At 68.0% G+C, this 18,432-nt stretch carries 13 protein-coding genes; all 13 read left to right on the top strand.

Going from position 1 to position 18,432, the window contains the following annotated elements; genetic code table 11:
• Positions 1–168 precede the first annotated feature (168 nt).
• Positions 169–3,783: a tubulin-like doman-containing protein gene (locus C1Y63_RS10710; RefSeq protein WP_106016446.1), complete on the top strand. Its 3,615-nt coding sequence runs from the start codon at positions 169–171 to the stop codon at positions 3,781–3,783.
• A complete protein-coding gene (locus tag C1Y63_RS10705) occupies positions 3,784–6,531 on the top strand; it encodes a hypothetical protein (RefSeq protein ID WP_106016445.1) in 2,748 nt (915 codons plus the stop codon).
• A gap of 2 nt (positions 6,532–6,533) precedes the next feature.
• Positions 6,534–9,149 carry a hypothetical protein gene (locus C1Y63_RS10700; RefSeq protein WP_106016444.1) on the top strand — a complete coding sequence of 872 codons (2,616 nt, stop codon included), beginning with the start codon at positions 6,534–6,536 and terminating at the stop codon, positions 9,147–9,149.
• Positions 9,146–11,596: a hypothetical protein gene (locus C1Y63_RS12760; protein WP_158256155.1), complete on the top strand. Its 2,451-nt coding sequence runs from the start codon at positions 9,146–9,148 to the stop codon at positions 11,594–11,596. Before C1Y63_RS10700 ends, C1Y63_RS12760 begins: the two co-directional genes overlap by 4 nt.
• Before the next feature lie 79 nt (positions 11,597–11,675).
• Complete coding sequence (locus tag C1Y63_RS10690; protein ID WP_146128942.1) at positions 11,676–12,623, top strand: hypothetical protein; 948 nt, start codon at positions 11,676–11,678, stop codon at positions 12,621–12,623.
• A gap of 3 nt (positions 12,624–12,626) precedes the next feature.
• Positions 12,627–13,727: a hypothetical protein gene (locus C1Y63_RS10685; protein WP_106016441.1), complete on the top strand. Its 1,101-nt coding sequence runs from the start codon at positions 12,627–12,629 to the stop codon at positions 13,725–13,727.
• 68 nt (positions 13,728–13,795) lie between these two features.
• Entirely contained in the window at positions 13,796–14,095 is a 300-nt protein-coding gene (locus tag C1Y63_RS10680) for a hypothetical protein (protein ID WP_106016440.1), read from the top strand.
• Positions 14,096–14,183: 88 nt separating this feature from the next.
• The gene (locus C1Y63_RS10675; RefSeq protein ID WP_106016439.1) at positions 14,184–14,477 is read left to right on the top strand and encodes a hypothetical protein; all 294 of its coding nucleotides are present in this window, start codon (positions 14,184–14,186) and stop codon (positions 14,475–14,477) included.
• A gap of 295 nt (positions 14,478–14,772) precedes the next feature.
• Complete coding sequence (gene groL, locus C1Y63_RS10670) at positions 14,773–16,416, top strand: chaperonin GroEL (protein ID WP_106016438.1); 1,644 nt, start codon at positions 14,773–14,775, stop codon at positions 16,414–16,416.
• Between the two features lie 815 nt (positions 16,417–17,231).
• Positions 17,232–17,363 carry a hypothetical protein gene (locus C1Y63_RS13200; RefSeq protein ID WP_255414096.1) on the top strand — a complete coding sequence of 44 codons (132 nt, stop codon included), beginning with the start codon at positions 17,232–17,234 and terminating at the stop codon, positions 17,361–17,363.
• A gap of 70 nt (positions 17,364–17,433) precedes the next feature.
• On the top strand, positions 17,434–17,586 hold the full coding sequence (locus C1Y63_RS12755; RefSeq protein WP_158256154.1) for a hypothetical protein: 153 nt from the start codon (positions 17,434–17,436) through the stop codon (positions 17,584–17,586).
• A gap of 206 nt (positions 17,587–17,792) precedes the next feature.
• A complete protein-coding gene (locus C1Y63_RS13195) occupies positions 17,793–17,921 on the top strand; it encodes a hypothetical protein (RefSeq protein ID WP_255414095.1) in 129 nt (42 codons plus the stop codon).
• Positions 17,922–18,018: 97 nt separating this feature from the next.
• Positions 18,019–18,183, top strand: coding sequence for a hypothetical protein (locus C1Y63_RS12750; RefSeq protein WP_158256153.1), 165 nt, complete (start codon positions 18,019–18,021; stop codon positions 18,181–18,183).
• Positions 18,184–18,432: the final 249 nt, after the last annotated feature.

The following is an 18,432-nucleotide window of genomic DNA, read 5'->3' as shown; positions in this document are numbered from 1 at the left end:
TTTTCCCTTGTCCCCCGTGGCTGGGTTCCCCACCACCACGACCCCACCGCCGCGCCTCGCGCGGCTGGCCGGTGGGTGTGCGTGGCGGTCGGGAAGCGGCCACACCCACTTTGCACATTTATTCCACTCCCACATCTCCCCGTGTGATTGTCCCAGGAGGAAGCCACCATGCATAAAGTTCTCGTCGTCGGCTGCGGCGGTTCCGGAGCGAAAACCCTGGCCTACATGATGGACCAGCTGAAGACGACGCTCGCGGAGCGTCTGCCGGACCGGTACCCCAGCCCGAAGGACGTGAAGCTGCCGCGCGCGTGGCAATTCGTCACGGTCGACGTGCCGACCGCCGCGGAGAAGGCGGGCCCGAACCTGCCGAACGTGTCCGAGGCGGGCGGGCACTACGTGTCCTGCGGGTCGACGGCGTCGTACGAGCGGGTGGATTACGCGGTGAGCCAGAAACTGGCCGCGAAGAAAGAACTCGGCACGATTGCGTCCTGGGCGCACACCGACCCGAAGAGCGAAACCACGCCGGTCAGTGATGGGGCGGGCCAGTTCCGCGCCATCGGCCGCATGCTGGCCCTGTCGAAGTTGGCTGACATGCAGACGGAGCTGCGGAAGGCGTGGGAGGTGCTGCGGAAGGCGGAGACCATCGCGGAGCTCACGGAGCTGCGCCACGCCCTCTACGGGCATGTGGATAACGATGTGGCCCAGGAGCAGCCCCTGGTGTTCGTGGTGAGCTCCATGGCGGGTGGCGCGGGCGCGTCGATGGCGATCGATATTTGCCGCCTGCTCACCTCCCTCGACGGGATGTCGCCGGCGCTGACGTCGCTGTTCATGGTGACCCCGGATATTTTCCACAAGCTTGACGCCGACAGTGTCATGGGGACGAACCCGAACGCGTTGGCCATGTTCGCCGAACTGGTGGCCGCCCAATCGGGTGCCGCCGCCGAGGCCGACGTGCGCCTCTTCGAGGACCTGGGGATTCGGCTCACGGGGAACACGGCGCAGCCGCCGATTGGCCGGATTTTCCCCGTCGGTGTCCGCAGCGGCACCGACGGCGCTCTGCTGGGCGACGGGCACCCCACTACCGTGTACCGGGCGCTGGGCCGCGGTCTCGCGGCGCTCATGGCGGACCGGCATGCGATGCAGGACTTTAAGGCCTACACCCTGACGAACCGGGGCGGCTACCCCATGGACACCAGCGTGTACGGCTGGGGCATCGGGGAGGAGAAGGCCATCCCGTGGGGCTCCTACGGCTACGCCCAGTTGGGGATGGGCCGCGACCGCTACGCCGAGTACGCCGCGCAGCGGCTCGCGCACAGCGCGGTGGGCCGGCTGCTCAAGGGGCACGTGGACGTGTCTAACCCGGCGAGTGCGGACGCGCAGCTCACGGAGAAGCTGACGAACAACTACCGCGGCTACGCGGGCGCGCTCAACGCCCTGCTGCCCGTGGAACAGCACCCCGGTAACTGGATCATGGAGCGCTTCAGCGGCCCCATCCAGGCGTGGGTCAACGTCATGGCCGACAAGGTGCGCACCCGCATCCCGAAGGACCCGGGCGCGAAATCCACCGACTGGGTGCCGGCCGTCGACGCCGCCCTGGCGAGCGTCCTCGCGGAGCTCGACATGGATGAGGATTCCCTGCTGTACAACGGCGTGTACGAGTGGGCCGAGGCAGAGGGCGTGCAGGAAGGCCTGCTCGACATCATCCGGGCCGAAGTCGCGAAGTTCGGTGTGCCCTACGGTTACCGGGTGGTGCGCGCCATTCGGGAACAGCTCGAATCCGGCATCATCACCCGCACGGAGCAGGTGGCGGCGTACCAGCCGACGCTCACCCTGCCGAGCGAAGTGCGGGAGGCCCTGACGAGCCGCAAGCAGTCGATCGCGAACCCGAACGACTACGTCGAGCGCATCGTGCAGGGCGTGACGAAGGAACTGCGTTTCGCCGCCGCGAAGGTCATCGCCACGACCCTGGCGCCGGTTCTCAAGGGGTTCGTGCAGGACTTCCTCAACCCGCTGCAGGAGACGATGCTCACCGGGCACCGCGACCTGGAGGCCTCCATGCAGGTGCGCATCGACCCGAACTTGGGTGTGTCGCAGCTGAAGACGAACGTGCCGAACCTGTGGCCGGACGAGACGCAGACGACCGTGCCGGATCGTTTCCGCCACGCCGCCAACGAAGTCTTCCTCACCGAGGTCGATTCCTTCCCCGCGCAGTTCTCCCACGACATCATCGAATCCTCCCGCAGCTTCGACGAGCAGGCCCGGGTGCCTGACTACGTGTCCTCCCTGGGGGTGGCGGCGAGCTCCGTTATCTCTGGCACGTGGCAGGCCCTGTCCGGCGCGGAGCAGGCCCCCGAGGACCTGCTGGTGCTCAAGGGCGAGTGGATTCCGAAGGACCTGGTGCTCCGCCCCGAGAGGGGCAGCGCCGCCGCGGCCGCGCCGCGTACCCCGGTGGCGGCCCGCTTCGAGTTCAACATTCAGGCCGGCAAGGTGCTCGACCGGGCGCGGCAGTACATCCGCCGGCCCGGCTACAGCTTCAACACGTTCATCTCCACCTCCCTGCGGGAGTACATCCTCACCCCGGGGCTCACCGAGTCGGAGCGCAACGGCCGCCGCACCCAGGTGCTGACGAAGTTCCGGGAGGCGATGAGCTACGCGCTGCCGCTGGCGCAGGTCAACGCCGACCTGGTGCGTGCCCTCTACGGGCGTGAGGTGGAGTACCGGTTCACGTTCTCCTCGATCCCCTTCGGCGGCGATGAGTTGGCGCAGGCCCTGGAGAAGACCGTGCTGGACTTCCCCAACCACACCCCTGCCGACCGCACCCGCCCCCTGGGCACGGCGATGACGAACCAGGGCGAAGAGCGCGCCATCGACATCTTCGGCTCCTACCCGAACTACGCGCCCATCGTCTTCGAGTCCCTGCTGCCGCCCATTGCGGAGCAGTGGCAGAAGATGACGATGCAGCGCGGCTCCTTCTGGGCGCTGCGGCGCACCCGGCCGCTGCCGGCGGCGCTGCCGATGAGCAACGATGAGCGTTTCGCGCTCATCGCCGGCTGGTACATCGGCCGCATGATTGGCCAGATCGTCTACCCCGACACCCTCGATGTGGCGGATGATGCGGCGGTGCAGGTGTGGGATCCGCTGGATAACCAGTGGGTGAACTTCGATGCGCCGATGCTCACCCCCGTCAGCCACCTGCGGCACCAGCTGGACTGGCTGCCGAGCCTGCTGGAGTCGGCCTCCATGGGGTGGGCGCGTGCCGGCCAGCACCCTGTCATGCACAGCGTGAAGCCCTACGTGCTCATGCGGCACCTCTACGACACGGCCGCCAGCCCCTCCCGGGATGGGCGCACCTTGAACGGGCAGGCGCTGCTGCGCGCCTGGATCCACACCGGCGTCCGGGAGGCCGGGGAGACCGGCCAGGTGCCGGGCACCGGCATGGACGCCACCCCGGAGCAGCGACGCGATGCGGCGCTGGCGTGGCTGGGCCGCCACTACCAGATGGCGCAGTCCTTCCTGCCGACGGGCATTGCGACGGCCGGCCAGGTGGCCACCCCTTCGGCGCGCGCCTACGGCGACATCACCGACCGCCGGATTGCGGCGAAGACCCCGGTCATTCACGACCTGGCGGCCGACATTGTCGACGTGACGGAGAAGCTCGCCGCCCTGGTCAAGGCCGCCTACATTGCGGGCCCTCCCGGCAGCAGCCCGGACGTGCCCGCCCGCGACCCCTTCGGCGACGATGATTTCGAAGCCGACCTCATGGAAGACTTCGGAGACCTCTAAATGGAACCCCAGGCGTCACCGGTGACGATTGTCGTCGGCCGTGGTCACACCGCGGCCGGCGTGCGGCAGGTCCTGGAGGACTTCGCCGCGCTCGGAATCGTGCGCAACCTCATCTGGATCGACGCCGATTCCTTCCACCACGCCGACAGCCTCGTCCGGGTCGCCCGCCCCGGCTTCGGCACCCGCACCATCATCGAATCCGTGTCCCTGACGAAGGCACTCGTCGATATTGAGGCCACCAACCCCGGCCGCGGCACCGCCAGCTTCATCCTCGTCAACAACATTGCCGAGGAGGCGGGCCGGCTCGGGCCGGACAATATCGCGCCGGTCACCTTAGCGTTGGACTCGGTGGGCTACAGCAGCCGCCTGCACCGCACGAACCTCATGCTGGCGCCCGCGCACGCGCAGGTCACGCACCCGCTGCCGACGCTGCGGGGGTACGTCAATCTCCTGCTTGCGCCGGAGGATTCCGCCGGCCCTGACCAGCCGGCCGCCACCCTGGATGGGGCGTGCCCCCCGCAGCAGCTGGCGCTGCACTACGCGGCGAGTATTGCCTCGATCTGTGGGGCGTGGACCGGCTCCGGGGATGTGCCCGCCCACCACATGGACACCGGCCAGGGCGACACGTTTCGCCTGGTGCGCACCTACTACCGCCGGATCGACGGCCAGCGGGTGCAAACACTGATCAAATTGGGCGTGTTCGACACGACGGTGAACCCGCAGGCGAAGCTGAGCCGGCCGGGGCAGGCGGTGTACGCCCACTACCCGGTCGACGCGTACGCGTTCGCGGATGCCTGCGCGCAGCAGCTGGTGGGGGAGTACCGGGAGGTCCTCACCGGCGCCCGCTACCAGGCGATCACCCAGTCGCTGGTGCACACCACGGCGGGGCACGCGTTGGCGGATTTCGGCCGCGCCTACGGCCGCAACCTCGTCACCGCGCCCGCCCGTTTCCTGCGGCGGCTGCGCTACGACGTGGCCACCGCCCGGGACTATGCGGTGCAGAAGCACCTGTACGGGGTCACGGGATCCCGGGTGCAGGTCGGCCGTGTGAGCCTCGTCGGCGCCCAGGTCGATGAGGCGGATGCGGTGGCGACGGCCGCCACCCAGGCCCCGACCCGGGAGGAGATTGCCGCCGAACTGGAGCCGCTCTGGCGCTCGTACTCGAACATGGCGTTGACGATGATGGACGCCAGCCCCCGCGCCTTCGGGCAGGTGGCGGGCCCCCGCTACCCGGAGGCCTGCCAGGAGCCGGGGACGAGCAACATTCACGTCGCCCCCGCCGCCGAGTACGTCATCCCGGGGCCGTCGACCCGGTTCGGCCGCCTGCTGCCACCCCAGCTGAAAAACCTCATGGGGGAGCCGATTGCCGGCTACGACGTGGTGGGTGCGGCCGCCTACGAGCGGCAGCTCGCGCAGCTCACCGGCTCCCAGCACCGGGCCATTGGCCGCACCATTGGCGATTTTCGCCAGTGGCGGGAAAAGCACTCCCACAGCTTCGCCGCCCGCATTGGTCTCGGATTGGAGCAGATGCGCCGCGACATCACCGCGGAGCGCGCCCGCTACGAGGCGGACATTGACCGCCTCAGCCGGGAGGAGCAGCCCGCCAGCACCCCGGACGACTCGCCCACGAAGTGGCTGCGTTTCTTCGGCTGGGTGGCGGTGAGCTCCCTGCTGCTGTTCCTGCTGTTGTGGGGTGTGGGCAACATCCACACCTCGGCGGCGTCCGGGCTGCCGGAATGGGTGTGGGTGCGCACCCTCAACGACCTGCCGGCGAGTGGGAAAGCCAGCTACTTCGGCAGCTGGTTCGCCTTCTGGCTTCTCGTGTGGATGACGCAGGTGGCGTTGGAAACCCGCGACGACATCAAGGACGCCAACCGGCGGCGCACCGTGCGCAGCGATATGAACACCGCGCGGGAAAACGCCGCCGCCTGCACGGTCGCCCTCGACCGCATTGAGGTCGCCTACGGGCAGTTCGTGTCCGTCAGCCACATGTTGGGCGCGATCCTGGAGTACCCCTTCGGGCAGGTCACGAAGAACGAGCAGCGGGCCGTCACCCCGACGAACGCGATGCCGCGGCACGTGGTGCTCGCGGAAGCAACCCCGGAGGAAGACACCATCCGCACCACCGTGGAACGCCACCGCATGGGCGTGTACGAGGAAGGCTGGATGGGTCCGCTCGCCGGGGAGGCGCTGGCGCGGGCGGCGGCGACGCTGCGGCAGGAGCAGAACATCACCGTCGACGTGGCGCACGTGCTCGGCCAGCCCGGCGACCACACCGGCAGCGCCCTGGACCGCATCGCCGACATTGCCGCCAGCCCCGACTTCAACCACGCGGACCGCACCGGCGGCCACTGGCTGGGCATTGTCTCCCAGCTGGCGCACGCCGCCAGCGCCTCCGACATTGCGGACATCTCGATCGCGCGGGTCGCCTCCCGGGCGGCCGGGGCGCACACCGCACCGCTGCGGCCGCTGAAAGACCTCGAATTCGCCGGCACCTTCAACGGCCAGTTCCTCACCGAGCACGGGCAGACGATGAGCCGCATCGGCACCATCGACCAGGCCTACTACGCCAAGGGCTCCTCCACCCAGGACGCCATTGGTGGCGGGGAGGTGCTGGTGCAGCTGTCCCGCCCGGCGGTCGCCGCCGACGTGCAGCTCGACTACCGTGCCACCCCGGATGCGCCGACGGTGGACGCGGCGGATAATCCTTTTGCCAGCCCTGACTTCTTCACCCAAGGAGACCTCTAGAAATGCCCACCTTCCCGGAGCGCGTCCTGGAGGCCTACCACCGGTGGCGTGCGCAGGCCGAAGCCCACGGCTTCACCCCCGCCCAGCTGCCCGGCGACGATGCGTTGAAGCTCGCCGCCCAGGACGCCCAGGCGTTGAACAATCCGGCGGCCCCGCAGGCACTCAAGGTGTGGGGCGGCCCCCTGCAGCGCATTCGCCTCATGGTGGCCACGGGTTTTGAGGAGGCGACCCGCCAGCCGCTGGAGCCGGCGATGTTCACCCCGAACCTGCCGGGCGGGGTGTGGCCCACCCCGCAGGGGCAGCAGCCCCCTGCCCAGCAGATACCGCACCCCCAAGCACCCAACCACCAGCCCGCCGCGCCGCAGCCCCCGGCACAGCCGCAGCCGCAGCCGCCCCGCCGGGGCGCGGACACCATGGTGGACGACATTCTGGGCCTGTCGGACAAGCGCCGTGCCGTGGAGCCCACCCCGCTGACCCAGGGGTTGGATGACGGCAGCATGTGGCCGGCGGGCAACCCCCAGGTGGGTACCGCGGGCCCGATTCCGCGCGCCACGCTGCGGGCCACCCCGGCCCCGCAGCCGGTGCTGCCCGCCGATCCGGCCACCCACCCCCTGCCGGAGGCGGCCCAGGTGGCCGCGCCGCAGCCCGCGCAACCGGCGGCCCCGGCGATGCCGGCGCAGCCCACTCAGCCCGCGGCACCGGCGGCACCGGCGATGCCGGTCGCGCCCCCGGAGGCGCTGCCCACGCCCAGCGCTGAGGGCGCTGGTGCTGTGGTGCTGCCGGCGGCGGAAGACCCGGCCGTGGCGGGGCTGGCGCGGCCCATGGACGACGTCATCGTCGACCACGACCTGGTGGCCTCCGCGGCGCCGGCGGAGGAAGACACCGATGTGGTGCGCACCGTCGCCGCCGACCTGCGCGACTATGTGGAGACCGATTTTGCCCGCCTGGTGATGTTTGGGGATTCCGCGCCGAAGCCGCTGGCGGACGCCGTGGTGGAGGCTGTCGTCCAGTCGGATGGCAGCGTGCTGGTGCGGTGGGAAGCACCTGAGCCGGCCGCCGGCGTGGTACGCCTGTACCGGGTGGTCAGCGAGGAAGAGGAATTCGACCGGGACCCCGACTCCGGGGAGCACCGCGCCACCACGGTGGGCACCCACTGGGTGGACGAGGACGAGTTCACCACCGCGCTGCGGTTCTACCAGGTGTGGGCCCATGAGGGCGCGACGGAGGCGCAGGCGCGCACCACCCCGCCCCGCTTTGTCGGGGAGGCGTGGATCATCCGCCCCGTGGAGGACATGACGCTCACCGTCGCGGGCCGCGAAATTAAGGGCCAGTGGTCGCCCCTGGAGGGCACCACCCGGGTGGCGGTGTTCGCCGCGAAGGAACGCGACCGGCGGGTGCACAGCCCCCGCAACGAGATCAGCCTCAACGAGGCCAACCAGCAGGGCTTCATTTTCTCCCCGCCGCAGCGGGGCGTGAACTGGAAGTTCGTTGCCCGCCGCATCGTCAACCTGCGGGGCTTCGACCGCTACTCGCTCATGAGTGACGTCGACATGATTGCCGTGCCCGCCGAGGTGCACGCCGTCGACATTGCGGTCGACACCACCGCCCTGGGCGACGAGACACTCTTCGACGTGAGCTGGGACAATCCTTCCTCCGGGGAGGTGCGGATCTACCGCACGAACGTCGCCCCCGACGATGGGGTCACGGGACGCACGGTCGATGTGCGTTTCCTGGAGGACTTTGGGCTGCCGCAGGAAAACTGGGTCAACGACCTCACCCGGGGTGAGAACTCCTGCCGGGTGAGCTGGCCGGAGGACTGGTACTCTATCTTCCTCACCCCTGTGACGGTGGTGGGCGAGAAGTGCCAGGTGGGTCGGAGTTACTCCTCGGTGCGTGTCGGCGAGGTGACCAATGCCGCCCTGTTTGAGCGCGTCACCCACCAGGTGGCGACCTTCGGGTGGCCGCGCAATGCGCTGGAGGTGGCGGCGTATTTCGTCTCCCAGGACCCGTACACGGGCAGCACCTCGGAGGAGCACCTGACGACGATCGATCGGGAAACCTACGATGCGCGCGGTGGGATGCGGCTGAAGCTCAACGACCGCGGCAAGATCAAGCTGTTGCCCTCGAAGTACTACAACAACGAAAAGATCTTGGGCGAGCCGGCGTTGCTCGACTACCACGGTGTGACGCGGATGAAGTATTCGATCTTTGGCCGCGGTGGGGCGGTGTGTGTGGCGATTGCTGCGCTGCGCCCGGAGCACACGGAGCGGCGCTTCACGCTGCGCATCCAGCGCGGCCGCCTGCCCTTGGAGGCGGGCGACGGGCTGGAGGTCAACGTGCGGCAGATTACCCACGGGGCGCCCCATTCGGAGTTCCTGCCGGGTCTCATTGTGGACCAGTTGGGGCCGGATCAGCCGACCACCTATTGGGAGATTGATCCGCGGATGCTGACGAAGGCGGGGCCGAACGCGTTTCTGCGCCTGTTCCCCCTGGATTTGGAGGACGCCTCCGGGCGGGCGATTGCCTTGGAGGATCCGCCGGTGGCGTACCTGCACCTGCGGCGGCTGCGGGACATTATTGCTGCGAGTGCGCACGCCCAGGCAGGTGAGGACAGTTGAGTCGGAATGAAGTGTCCTCCTCGCCGGTGCGGGGTGTGGCCCGGCACGCCGCGGTGGATGCGGGCCGCTTCGCGCAGGTGACGTTCGCGTCCTTTGCGGCGGGCGCCCACGGTGAGGCGGCCGGGTCCTCCGGCGGCTGGCGAGTGGGACCCACGGTGGACGCGCAGGCCGCGCACACCCAGTGGGTGGCGGCGAATGCGCCGACGCAGCTGCACCCGGTGCAGCCGGTGGATGATTTCCTCTCCCAGGAGGATATTGATTCCCTGCCCCGGCGTTTCGAGTACGTGCCGCCGGCGTTGGGGCCCCAGGGGGCTGCGGCGTACCTGCAGTCGGTGCCGGCAGGCAGTGATGCCACCGGCCGGCCGGGGAACGTGTTCAGCCACGCGTTCATTGACCAGTTGCCGCACCTGCCGGCACCGGTGCCGTACCCGACGGACGCGTACCGGGGCGCGAGTTTCGCGACCCCGTTTCGGAAGACGGCGGTCAATCAGGTGCGCTTGCAGCCGGCGCAGCCGGCGACACCCGTGGAGGATTCCGAGGACGGCTACGCGGTGGCGTGGCTGGTGGTCCGGCAGCTGCTGGGCGATCGTTCGGGCGCGCTGTGGGCGCTGCAGGCGGCGGTGGAGAACCCCGCCACCTTGGCGGTGCTGGTGGTGCGCAACAACCTCGATGCGGGGTATTGGTTGCGGGCGTTGTCGGCGACGACGACGCCGTCGATGGCGTACGCCACGTGGCGGCTGTCGACCTTTGAGCGGGCGCGGACGATGCACGCGGCCCGGCTGCTGCAGGCCGGGTACCGGATTGTGTGCGTGCCGGAGGCCGACCGGCAGGCGTTGGCGGAGGTGCCCCACGCGGAGCTGCTGACGATTATTGACCCGGCGGATCCCGCCACCTACCGGCATCCGGTGGGTGACTGGTCGCAGCTGACACAGGCGGCGCTGACAGACGAGCAGATGGTCGGCACCCTCGTCAACCACCTGGTGGCGGTCAGTGATGCGGCGTGGCCGCTCGTCGACGGCGTGCCGTTGCCGGTGCCGGCCGATGCGGGCACCATTGCCGCCTACGGGCAGGCGCTCGCACTGGCGGTCGTCGCTTTTGAGGCGGATTTCTCCCCGGAGGCGGTGCTTCTTGCGCGCCGCATGCTGGACGGGCCGCCGCATTCGCCGACGGCGGCGCTGGCGGCGCAGGTGCGCCGCCACACCGGGGGCGCGGCGCGCGCCTGGGAGGAGTTGTTGGACGATCCGGTGCCGGTACTGCTGGCGCGGGATGGTCGCGAGGGCGCCGCCTCGGGCCTGCTGGAGGCGAGCCTGGATGCCCGCGGCCTGGAGCGCGCCCAGCGCACCGAGATCCTGGCGCGGCTGGCGCGCGTCATCGACGCCGCCGATACCCGCAGTGATACCCGCGGGCATGCCCGCGCGGAACTCGTGCACCGGCTGCTGGCGCTGGCGGGCAGCAGTGGGCTCATCGACGACGAGGCTGTCGATGTGGGGCTGACTGCTCCCCTCGTGGAGGCGTTGGCGACCTCGGCGGCGTTCGCCGCCCACCTGGGGTCCCACGACGCTTCTGCCGCGCCGGCGGCGCTGGCGCGGGTGGTGCGCGCTGGGTTCATTCGCCGCCACACCCTCGTCGGCACGAGCCTGCCGCACCCCGACTGGGCGAGCCGTGCGGGCACGACGACGACGCCGACGGCGCGGGCCGCCTACGACTTCCCCGCCGAGTGGCTCACCCGCGCCGAGGACACCGCCGGCCAGGTGCTGTCCGGTCGGGCGGTGCCCCGCCCGCAGCTGCAGGAGCTGCTGCAGCTGCTCGCGGAGGCGGACATCGCCGCCATTGATGCGGGCTCCCGCCCGCCCGGCGCGCACAGTAATGATTCGGTGAGCGACATTGTGGCGCTGTTGAAGAGCCGCGGCCATGGGGCGGATGTGGCGGCCAGCCGCATCGAGGACATTCGGCACCAGCGGCGGATTGTGGCCGCGATTCACCCGGATGCGGATCTCGTCGACATCATTGGTGTGTTGCGGGGCCCGCAGGGCCGGGAGGTGGCGGATGTGGTGCGCACGGTGCACCCGGAGGTGGCGCGCACCAGTACCTTTGAGGCCGCGTGTCTGCGGCTGTGGGTGGTGTTGGTGCCGTTTGCGCGCGCCTACCCGCTGCTGGGCCGGGCGGTGGGCCCGGATGAGGTGGCCGCCTTGGCGGAGGCGATCCGTTGGGATGCGGGGACGAGTAGTGCCCACATTCACGAGGTGTATGAGCGGTACCTGCGGGCGGATTTGGCGGATGCGACCGCTGATGAGGAGGTGCTCGCCGCCGCCGGCCAGTGGTTGCGCTATCAGGCGGCGGGTGTGGCCGATCCTGAGTTGGGGTCGGTGGTCGCCACCCTCATCCAGTTGATCGCCGCCGATCAGGTGCTGCCGGAGGCCTACCGTGGTGAGGTGGGTGCCGGATGAGTATGCCTGGATCGACCCGTGTCGTGATCCTTGTGAGCCTGAGCCTGAGCCTGAGTCCTAGTCCTAGTGGAGGTGCCTCGTGCAGCAAGTAACACTCGCCCCCGGGGTGAGTTTCGATACCCGCCTGCCGCGGGACCTGCGGGGCTTTTTCACCATCAGCCTGACAGGCAATCATGCGTTTCATGCGCAGGTTGCTGAGTGCACCTCGAAGCGCAGTGGGCAGAAGCTCATGGTGCGGGACTTCACTGGTCCTGCCGTGGTGCACTTGAGCCCGGCGGGGGTGCGGAATTTTCCGGCCCACACGACCGCGTATGTGAGTTTTACGATCATTGGCCGGACCCGCGCCGACGACATTGTCATGCAGCTGCCGGCGTTTGACGTGTCCAACCTGTCGACGTTCCCCCTGGCAACCCTCGTGGAGCACGAGGGCACGATGCGTATCCAGGTGGCAGATCAGTCGGTGGATGAGCCCTTGTCGCCCGTGGCGGCGGGGGTGCGCAGCGCCCTGCGCAGCAGTATTGGGGTGGATTCCCTCCCGCCGGGGCGGCGCCGCGATATCACCGTCATTTTTGATGTGAGTGCGTCGATGCGGTGGGTGGTGGATGACCGCCTGTGTGAGGCGATGGCGGCGTTCGCGGCCGGCATCGTCAGCGTGGCCGCGCAGGGGCGGCGGATGACGGTGGCAACCTCCCAGTCGCCGGCGGTGGCGGTCGATGCGGGGCCGGATGCGGTGACGAGTTTCGCCGCCCAGGCGCCTGACTACGCCTCCGCGGGGTGGGGGATCGATGCGACTGATATTCACCCGGGTGATGCGGTGCTGGTGCTCAGCGACGATGTGCCGGCCGCGCTGCGGCAGTACCCGGGCACGGTGCACGTGCTCACCCCGGTGCCGCCGGCCCCGGGGTCCCCGGGGACGACGTACACTCTGTTCACGCCGGAGTTGGCTGAGCACGTCTTAGCCGGCGACATTGTGGCGATGGCGCCCGCGGCGCAGCACACACTGTCCGCGTTGGCAGGGAAGGACTAGGTTGTGAGCACACACTTCGAAGGGCGACTGCTGACGCGCTGCCCGTACACCTTTAAACAGATGCCGCCGGATGCCACCGCATCCCCCTTCGTCGACGCCGAGGACTGCCCCCTGCCCGAAGGCTGGCAGGGCAGTGGGGTCATCACGTTCGCGATGGCGGGTGCCCGCGCGAGCGGCAAGTCGCTCTACATTGCGGTGGTCGTCAAGCTCCTGGAGCAGCTGGCCGTCGCCAACGGGGCGATCTTCCGCCCCGCCGACGAATACACGCGGCGCACCTACCGGGAGAAGTACGAAAAGCCCCTGTTTACCCACATGGGGTTGCTGCCGTCGACGCCGTCCTCGGCGTCCGCGGACGCGTACCAGCGCAAGCCGCTCATCTTCGACCTGGGGATGTTCGACCGGAAGGATGAGAATGGCAATCGGAGCCCGCAGAAGATTTTCGTGGTGTTCCGCGACGTCGCCGGCGAGGACCTGAAGGAAGAAAACTTCGAGGCCCGCAAAGACGATCTCACGTTCTTCCGCTACGCGGACCGCATCATCTTCCTCTTCGACCCGATGCGGGTGAGCCAAATCCGCGAACTGCTCCAAGGGGCGGTGCCCCGCCACGAAGTCGGCGACGATGATCCGGCGGTCGTGCTGCAGAACGTGCTGCGGGTGCTGGGGGCGGAAGCCCGGCCCTACATGGCGCTCACGCTGAGCAAGTTCGACACCATGCAGTACCTCGCCAACGTCAACCAGGTCGACCAGTACTACGACGGCAACACCCATGTGAACTGGCAGCGCGTCATGAGTAACTGCGGGGCCGGTTTCCGGCGGGAATCCAGCGACCTGGATGCCCCCTTCCGGATGAAAGACCAAGAGCTGCTCCACTGGGAGGTGCAATCCCTCCTGCAGTGCCTGGGCGCGACGATGATGCTGTCCCAGCTGGCGCAGCCCATGCTGGGGGAGCACCCCTACCCCTACCAGTGCTTCGCCGTGTCCGCGCTGGGCGCCCCGCCGGAAGGAGACCGGGTGAGCCGCTCCGGGATCGCGCCTTTTAGGTGCTTGGACCCGCTGCGCGCCATGTTCGCCACCGTCGGCCTGTTCACCGCCGAGGACACCTAGGACGAGCCTGCACGCTCACACACCCCGCACACCCACACAACCCCACACTGCAAGGAAGGAGGGCCGCCATGGCCGGATGGTTTGACCGGGCGGCAGCCATGTACGCCGCCGACATCCCCGTGGCCGCCGTCGACGCGTGGCAGCTACCCGAACCCGCGCCCGAGGCCCCCAGCGACAGCTTCCCCGCCATCACGGCCACGGCGTCGCCGAGCCGCACCGCGACCCCCGACTGGGGCGGGCGCGCCGGGCAGACGCCTGAGGCCGCGGATCATTTGGCGGCCCGCGCGCAGGTGCAGGCCCGGCAGCCGCAAGTCATCGGCCCCACCCGGGAGAAGAAACCCCGGGGCCGCTGGTTCCGCGGCAAATAGCCGCGCGCAGCTGGTACGAAAAGCCTGCGCGTGATGTTTGTCCCTGTTCTTCCCTTGTCGTTTCTTGTCGTCTTTGGTGTGACTGCCCATGAGTAACAATTTCTCCTTCGACGAGCTCGCCGACCCCTTCGGCGGGTTCACCACGAGCCCCTACCAGGTGCCCCGCGAGCCGGAGACCACCCGCGCGGAACCCGCGGAACCCTTGCGCGCAGAGCAGGCGGACGCCCTCGACGAGGCGCGCGCGAAAGCGGCGGAGGCCACTGCGGTGTCGACGGGGGCGGCGTGGTTCGCGATCGGGGCGGGCATTGTGGCCACCGGTGTGGTGGTGGCATTGATGGTGCTGGGCTGGTCGACGCACGCCCTCGAGCACTTCTTCTCCTAAACCCGCCCCCGGCCGGTGCGGGTCGGCACCCGGGAAGGGATTGGGGGACGTGCCCCGGGGAAGATCCCGGGCAGCGTGCTGTCGGGGGTGGGGTGCTGGTGGTTGTGCGCTATGAGCGAACAGGGCTCAACTTTGTTGCACTCGCTCGGGCGGGGCTGCTACAACGGTGGTTAGCACTTGACACCCTCGAGTGCTAGAAACTGTGGCGGATGCGCCACCGTGACTTGCACGATGCGCACGCATCGACACGAACAAAAAACAACCAGACAGTTGAAGTCAAGGAGAATGCACGCTCATGGCAAAGATTATTGCCTTTGATGAAGAAGCACGCCGCGGCCTGGAGAAGGGTCTGAACACCCTCGCCGACGCCGTCAAGGTCACCCTCGGCCCGAAGGGCCGCAACGTCGTCCTGGAGAAGTCCTGGGGCGCCCCCACCATTACCAACGACGGTGTGTCCATCGCCCGCGAGATCGAGCTCGAGGACCCCTACGAGAAGATCGGCGCCGAGCTGGTCAAGGAAGTCGCCAAGAAGACTGACGACGTCGCCGGCGACGGCACCACCACCGCGACTGTGCTCGCGCAGGCGCTGGTCCGCGAGGGCCTGCGCAACGTGGCCGCTGGCTCCAACCCGATGGGCATCAAGCGCGGCATCGAGCAGGCCGTCACCAAGGTGACCGAGCAGCTGCTGAGCTCCGCGAAGGAGATCGAGACCGAGGAAGAGATCGCCGCCACCGCCGGCATCTCCGCCGCGGACCCGGCCATCGGTAAGAAGATCGCCCAGGCCATGTACGCCGTGGGTGGTGGCAAGCTCAACAAGGAGTCCGTCATCACCGTCGAAGAGTCCAACACCTTCGGTGTGGAGCTCGACGTCACGGAGGGCATGCGCTTCGACAAGGGCTACATTAGCGGCTACTTCGCCACCGACATGGAGCGCCAGGAGGCCGTCCTCGAGGACCCGTACATCCTGCTCGTCTCCTCCAAGATCTCCAACATCAAGGACCTCCTGCCGATCCTGGAGAAGGTCATGCAGACCGGCAAGCCGCTGCTGATCATCGCTGAGGACGTCGAGGGCGAGGCCCTGTCCACCCTCGTGGTCAACAAGATCCGCGGCACCTTCAAGTCCGTCGCTGTCAAGGCCCCGGGCTTCGGCGACCGCCGCAAGGCACAGCTGCAGGACATGGCTATCCTCACCGGCGGCCAGGTCATCTCCGAGGAGGTGGGCCTCTCCCTGGAGACCGCTGACCTGCCGCTGCTGGGCCGCGCCCGCAAGGTCGTTGTCACCAAGGACGACACCACCATCGTGGAGGGCGCTGGCTCCTCCGAGCAGATCGAAGGCCGCGTCAACCAGATCCGCGCCGAGATCGACAACTCCGACTCCGAGTACGACCGCGAGAAGCTCCAGGAGCGCCTCGCGAAGCTCGCCGGCGGCGTCGCCGTCATCAAGGTCGGTGCCGCCACCGAGGTGGAGCTCAAGGAGCGCAAGCACCGCATTGAGGACGCCGTCCGCAACGCCAAGGCTGCCGTCGAAGAAGGCATCGTCGCCGGCGGTGGCGTCGCCCTCCTGCAGGCCGCCCACGTGCTTGACCACGACCTCGACCTCACCGGTGACGAGGCCACCGGCGTGAAGATCGTCCGCGAGTCCCTGTCCGCACCGCTCAAGCAGATCGCCTTCAACGCCGGCTTCGAGCCGGGCGTCGTCGCAGACAAGGTTGCTTCCCTGCCCGCCGGCGAGGGCCTCAACGCCGCCACCGGCGAGTACGTCGACCTCATGGCCGCTGGCATCAACGACCCGGTGAAGGTCACCCGCTCTGCCCTGCAGAACGCTGCCTCCATCGCGGCTCTGTTCCTCACCACCGAGGCTGTCGTCGCCGACAAGCCGCAGCCGGCCGCCCCGGCCATGCCGGGCGCTGACGAGATGGGCGGCATGGGCGGCTTCTAAGCCCCCAGCCACACGCTCACACCGCGCGGCCTGACGCCGCACGGAACCCCAGCCCGCCCCCACCACACCCGGTGGGGGCGGGCTTCGTGCTGTAGTGGGCACAGGCGGTGCTGCCGGATCGTGTGTCGACCGGACTGGGGCGCGTCAGTGGCGGCGCGGTGCGGACGAAGTGTCCAGGAGGTGGTGGAGGTGTCTCTCTGCGAGCGTGCAGCGCTGTGAGCCCCTCTCTGCGGGATTCGGTGCCCGTTGTGTGCGAGGAGTTCCCCACCGCGCGTGTAGACGCCCCCAGCAGGTCGTGTCAACTGGTGGCCTTTGCCGTGAAGTGGGCTCACAGGAATGTGAACGCAGGCATTTGGTCTGGTTGATTTGGGTGAATCAGTGAGGTGCGGGGCGTGCCCGCGGGGGAGTGGTGGCGGTGAAGACACAGCAAAGACACAGGAAAACTACCCCTATGTGGGGGTGAAGAGGGAAAATTTTTGACTTTCCTTTTCTCCCAGCTCAGGGGGTGCGGGCGCGTGGCGAGTGTGGGAAATATCGCGTTGCCTCGACATGGCAGTGGCCCTCTGTGGCGGGGCTGCACATGTGTGACACCTGTGAAACATGCAGGTCAACCGTAGTAATCGGGTGATGCTGCCTGTGTTACAGGTCTCGGCGGGGAAACTGCATGGATTCGCGGTCTGTGTGTGAAATCGGTTGACGGGCAGCGCGGTTGCCGCATAGCGTTAACAACGTGACGTGTGCCTCGTGCGCAAGTCCGTGAAAAACCTCTTGTAAGCCGGCCAATCCTGAGGCTGGCTCCGACCCTAGGAGACAATATGGACATCTCCGTCGTGAAGACCGTCCTCGGCGACTTCGGCTCTTTCGTTGACGCGCTCGTGACCATGGTTGAGAAGTTCCCCAAGATGGTGGAGCAGCTCGCCAAGGTGAGCGGCAAGTTCTCCTCCTAATCGAGGAGCCATCCCGGCTACAGGGCTGGGATCCCACCCCCACCGCTATCTGAGTCTTTAAGGATTCCTCATGGACGCATTCTTCGACATGGTCGTCAACTTCCTGAACGAGCTCGCTGGTTTCTCCGGCGAGGGCTCCTTCCTGAAGAACCTGGCTGACTTCTTCGAGCCCTTCGGCGAGTTCTTCGGCGCTGCCGGCGACATGGCTGACCTGGCCAAGTAAGAGCTTGTAACGGATTGCGCGCCTCGTGCGACAGTCCCAATGAACTTGCCAGGATGCGCATCAGGTGATGTGTGATTCTGGCGCATGCTCCCACCAAGGGGGCTATAATTCCACAGAAGCGACTGTCCTGGACACAGGGCGGCTGCTTTCCTTTCCCGTGGGGTCGAAACCGTCGCCCCGCATCAATCTATTCGAGGAGACCCACCATGGATCTTTCCGTCGTTAAGACCGTTCTCGGCGACTTCGGCACCTTCGTTGCTAACTTCGTCGCTCTGGTCAAGAACGTTCCGGCCGCTATCGGTCAGCTGGCTGGCCTGGAGCGCTTCTCCTCCTAAGGCGAAGCCCTTTCTCCTGGCCTGACGCATTCTGTCGGGCCAGGGCAGCGGCTCGTGCCGCAACACCACCACCCCACATACTGAAAGGATTAATTCCATGATGGAGTTCCTGCAGAACATGGCCACCTTCTCTGAGGCTGGCGGCAAGTCCTTCTCCGGCGAAGGCAAGACCGAGTTCGACTTCAGCACCATTGCTGCTTTCCTCGAGCCCTTCGGCAAGGTCGCTACCGCGATCTCCAAGCTGCTCGGCCTGGTCAAGTAAGACCACTTCGTGCATGACGCGCAGTTGATGCGCGTCGAGCATTCCGACACCGTCGTCCCCTCGCGGGGCGGCGGTGTTTTTGCTGCGCTGGGCAGCTTAGATTCAAGTGGTCGTTGCAACACGGTTAACCGAAAGGTCAATCCGTGCAACCACCTACAATCCCCGGAGTCGCGCAGAGCACGATCCGTACCCTGCGGCGCGCAATCGCTCACGGAGTCAGCGTCCGAGCCGCCGCCAAGGCCCTCGGCG

It is taken from the genome of Corynebacterium sp. 13CS0277, assembly GCF_002994655.1.
Lineage (GTDB): Bacteria > Actinomycetota > Actinomycetes > Mycobacteriales > Mycobacteriaceae > Corynebacterium.
This window is presented reverse-complemented; position numbering and strand designations above follow the sequence as displayed.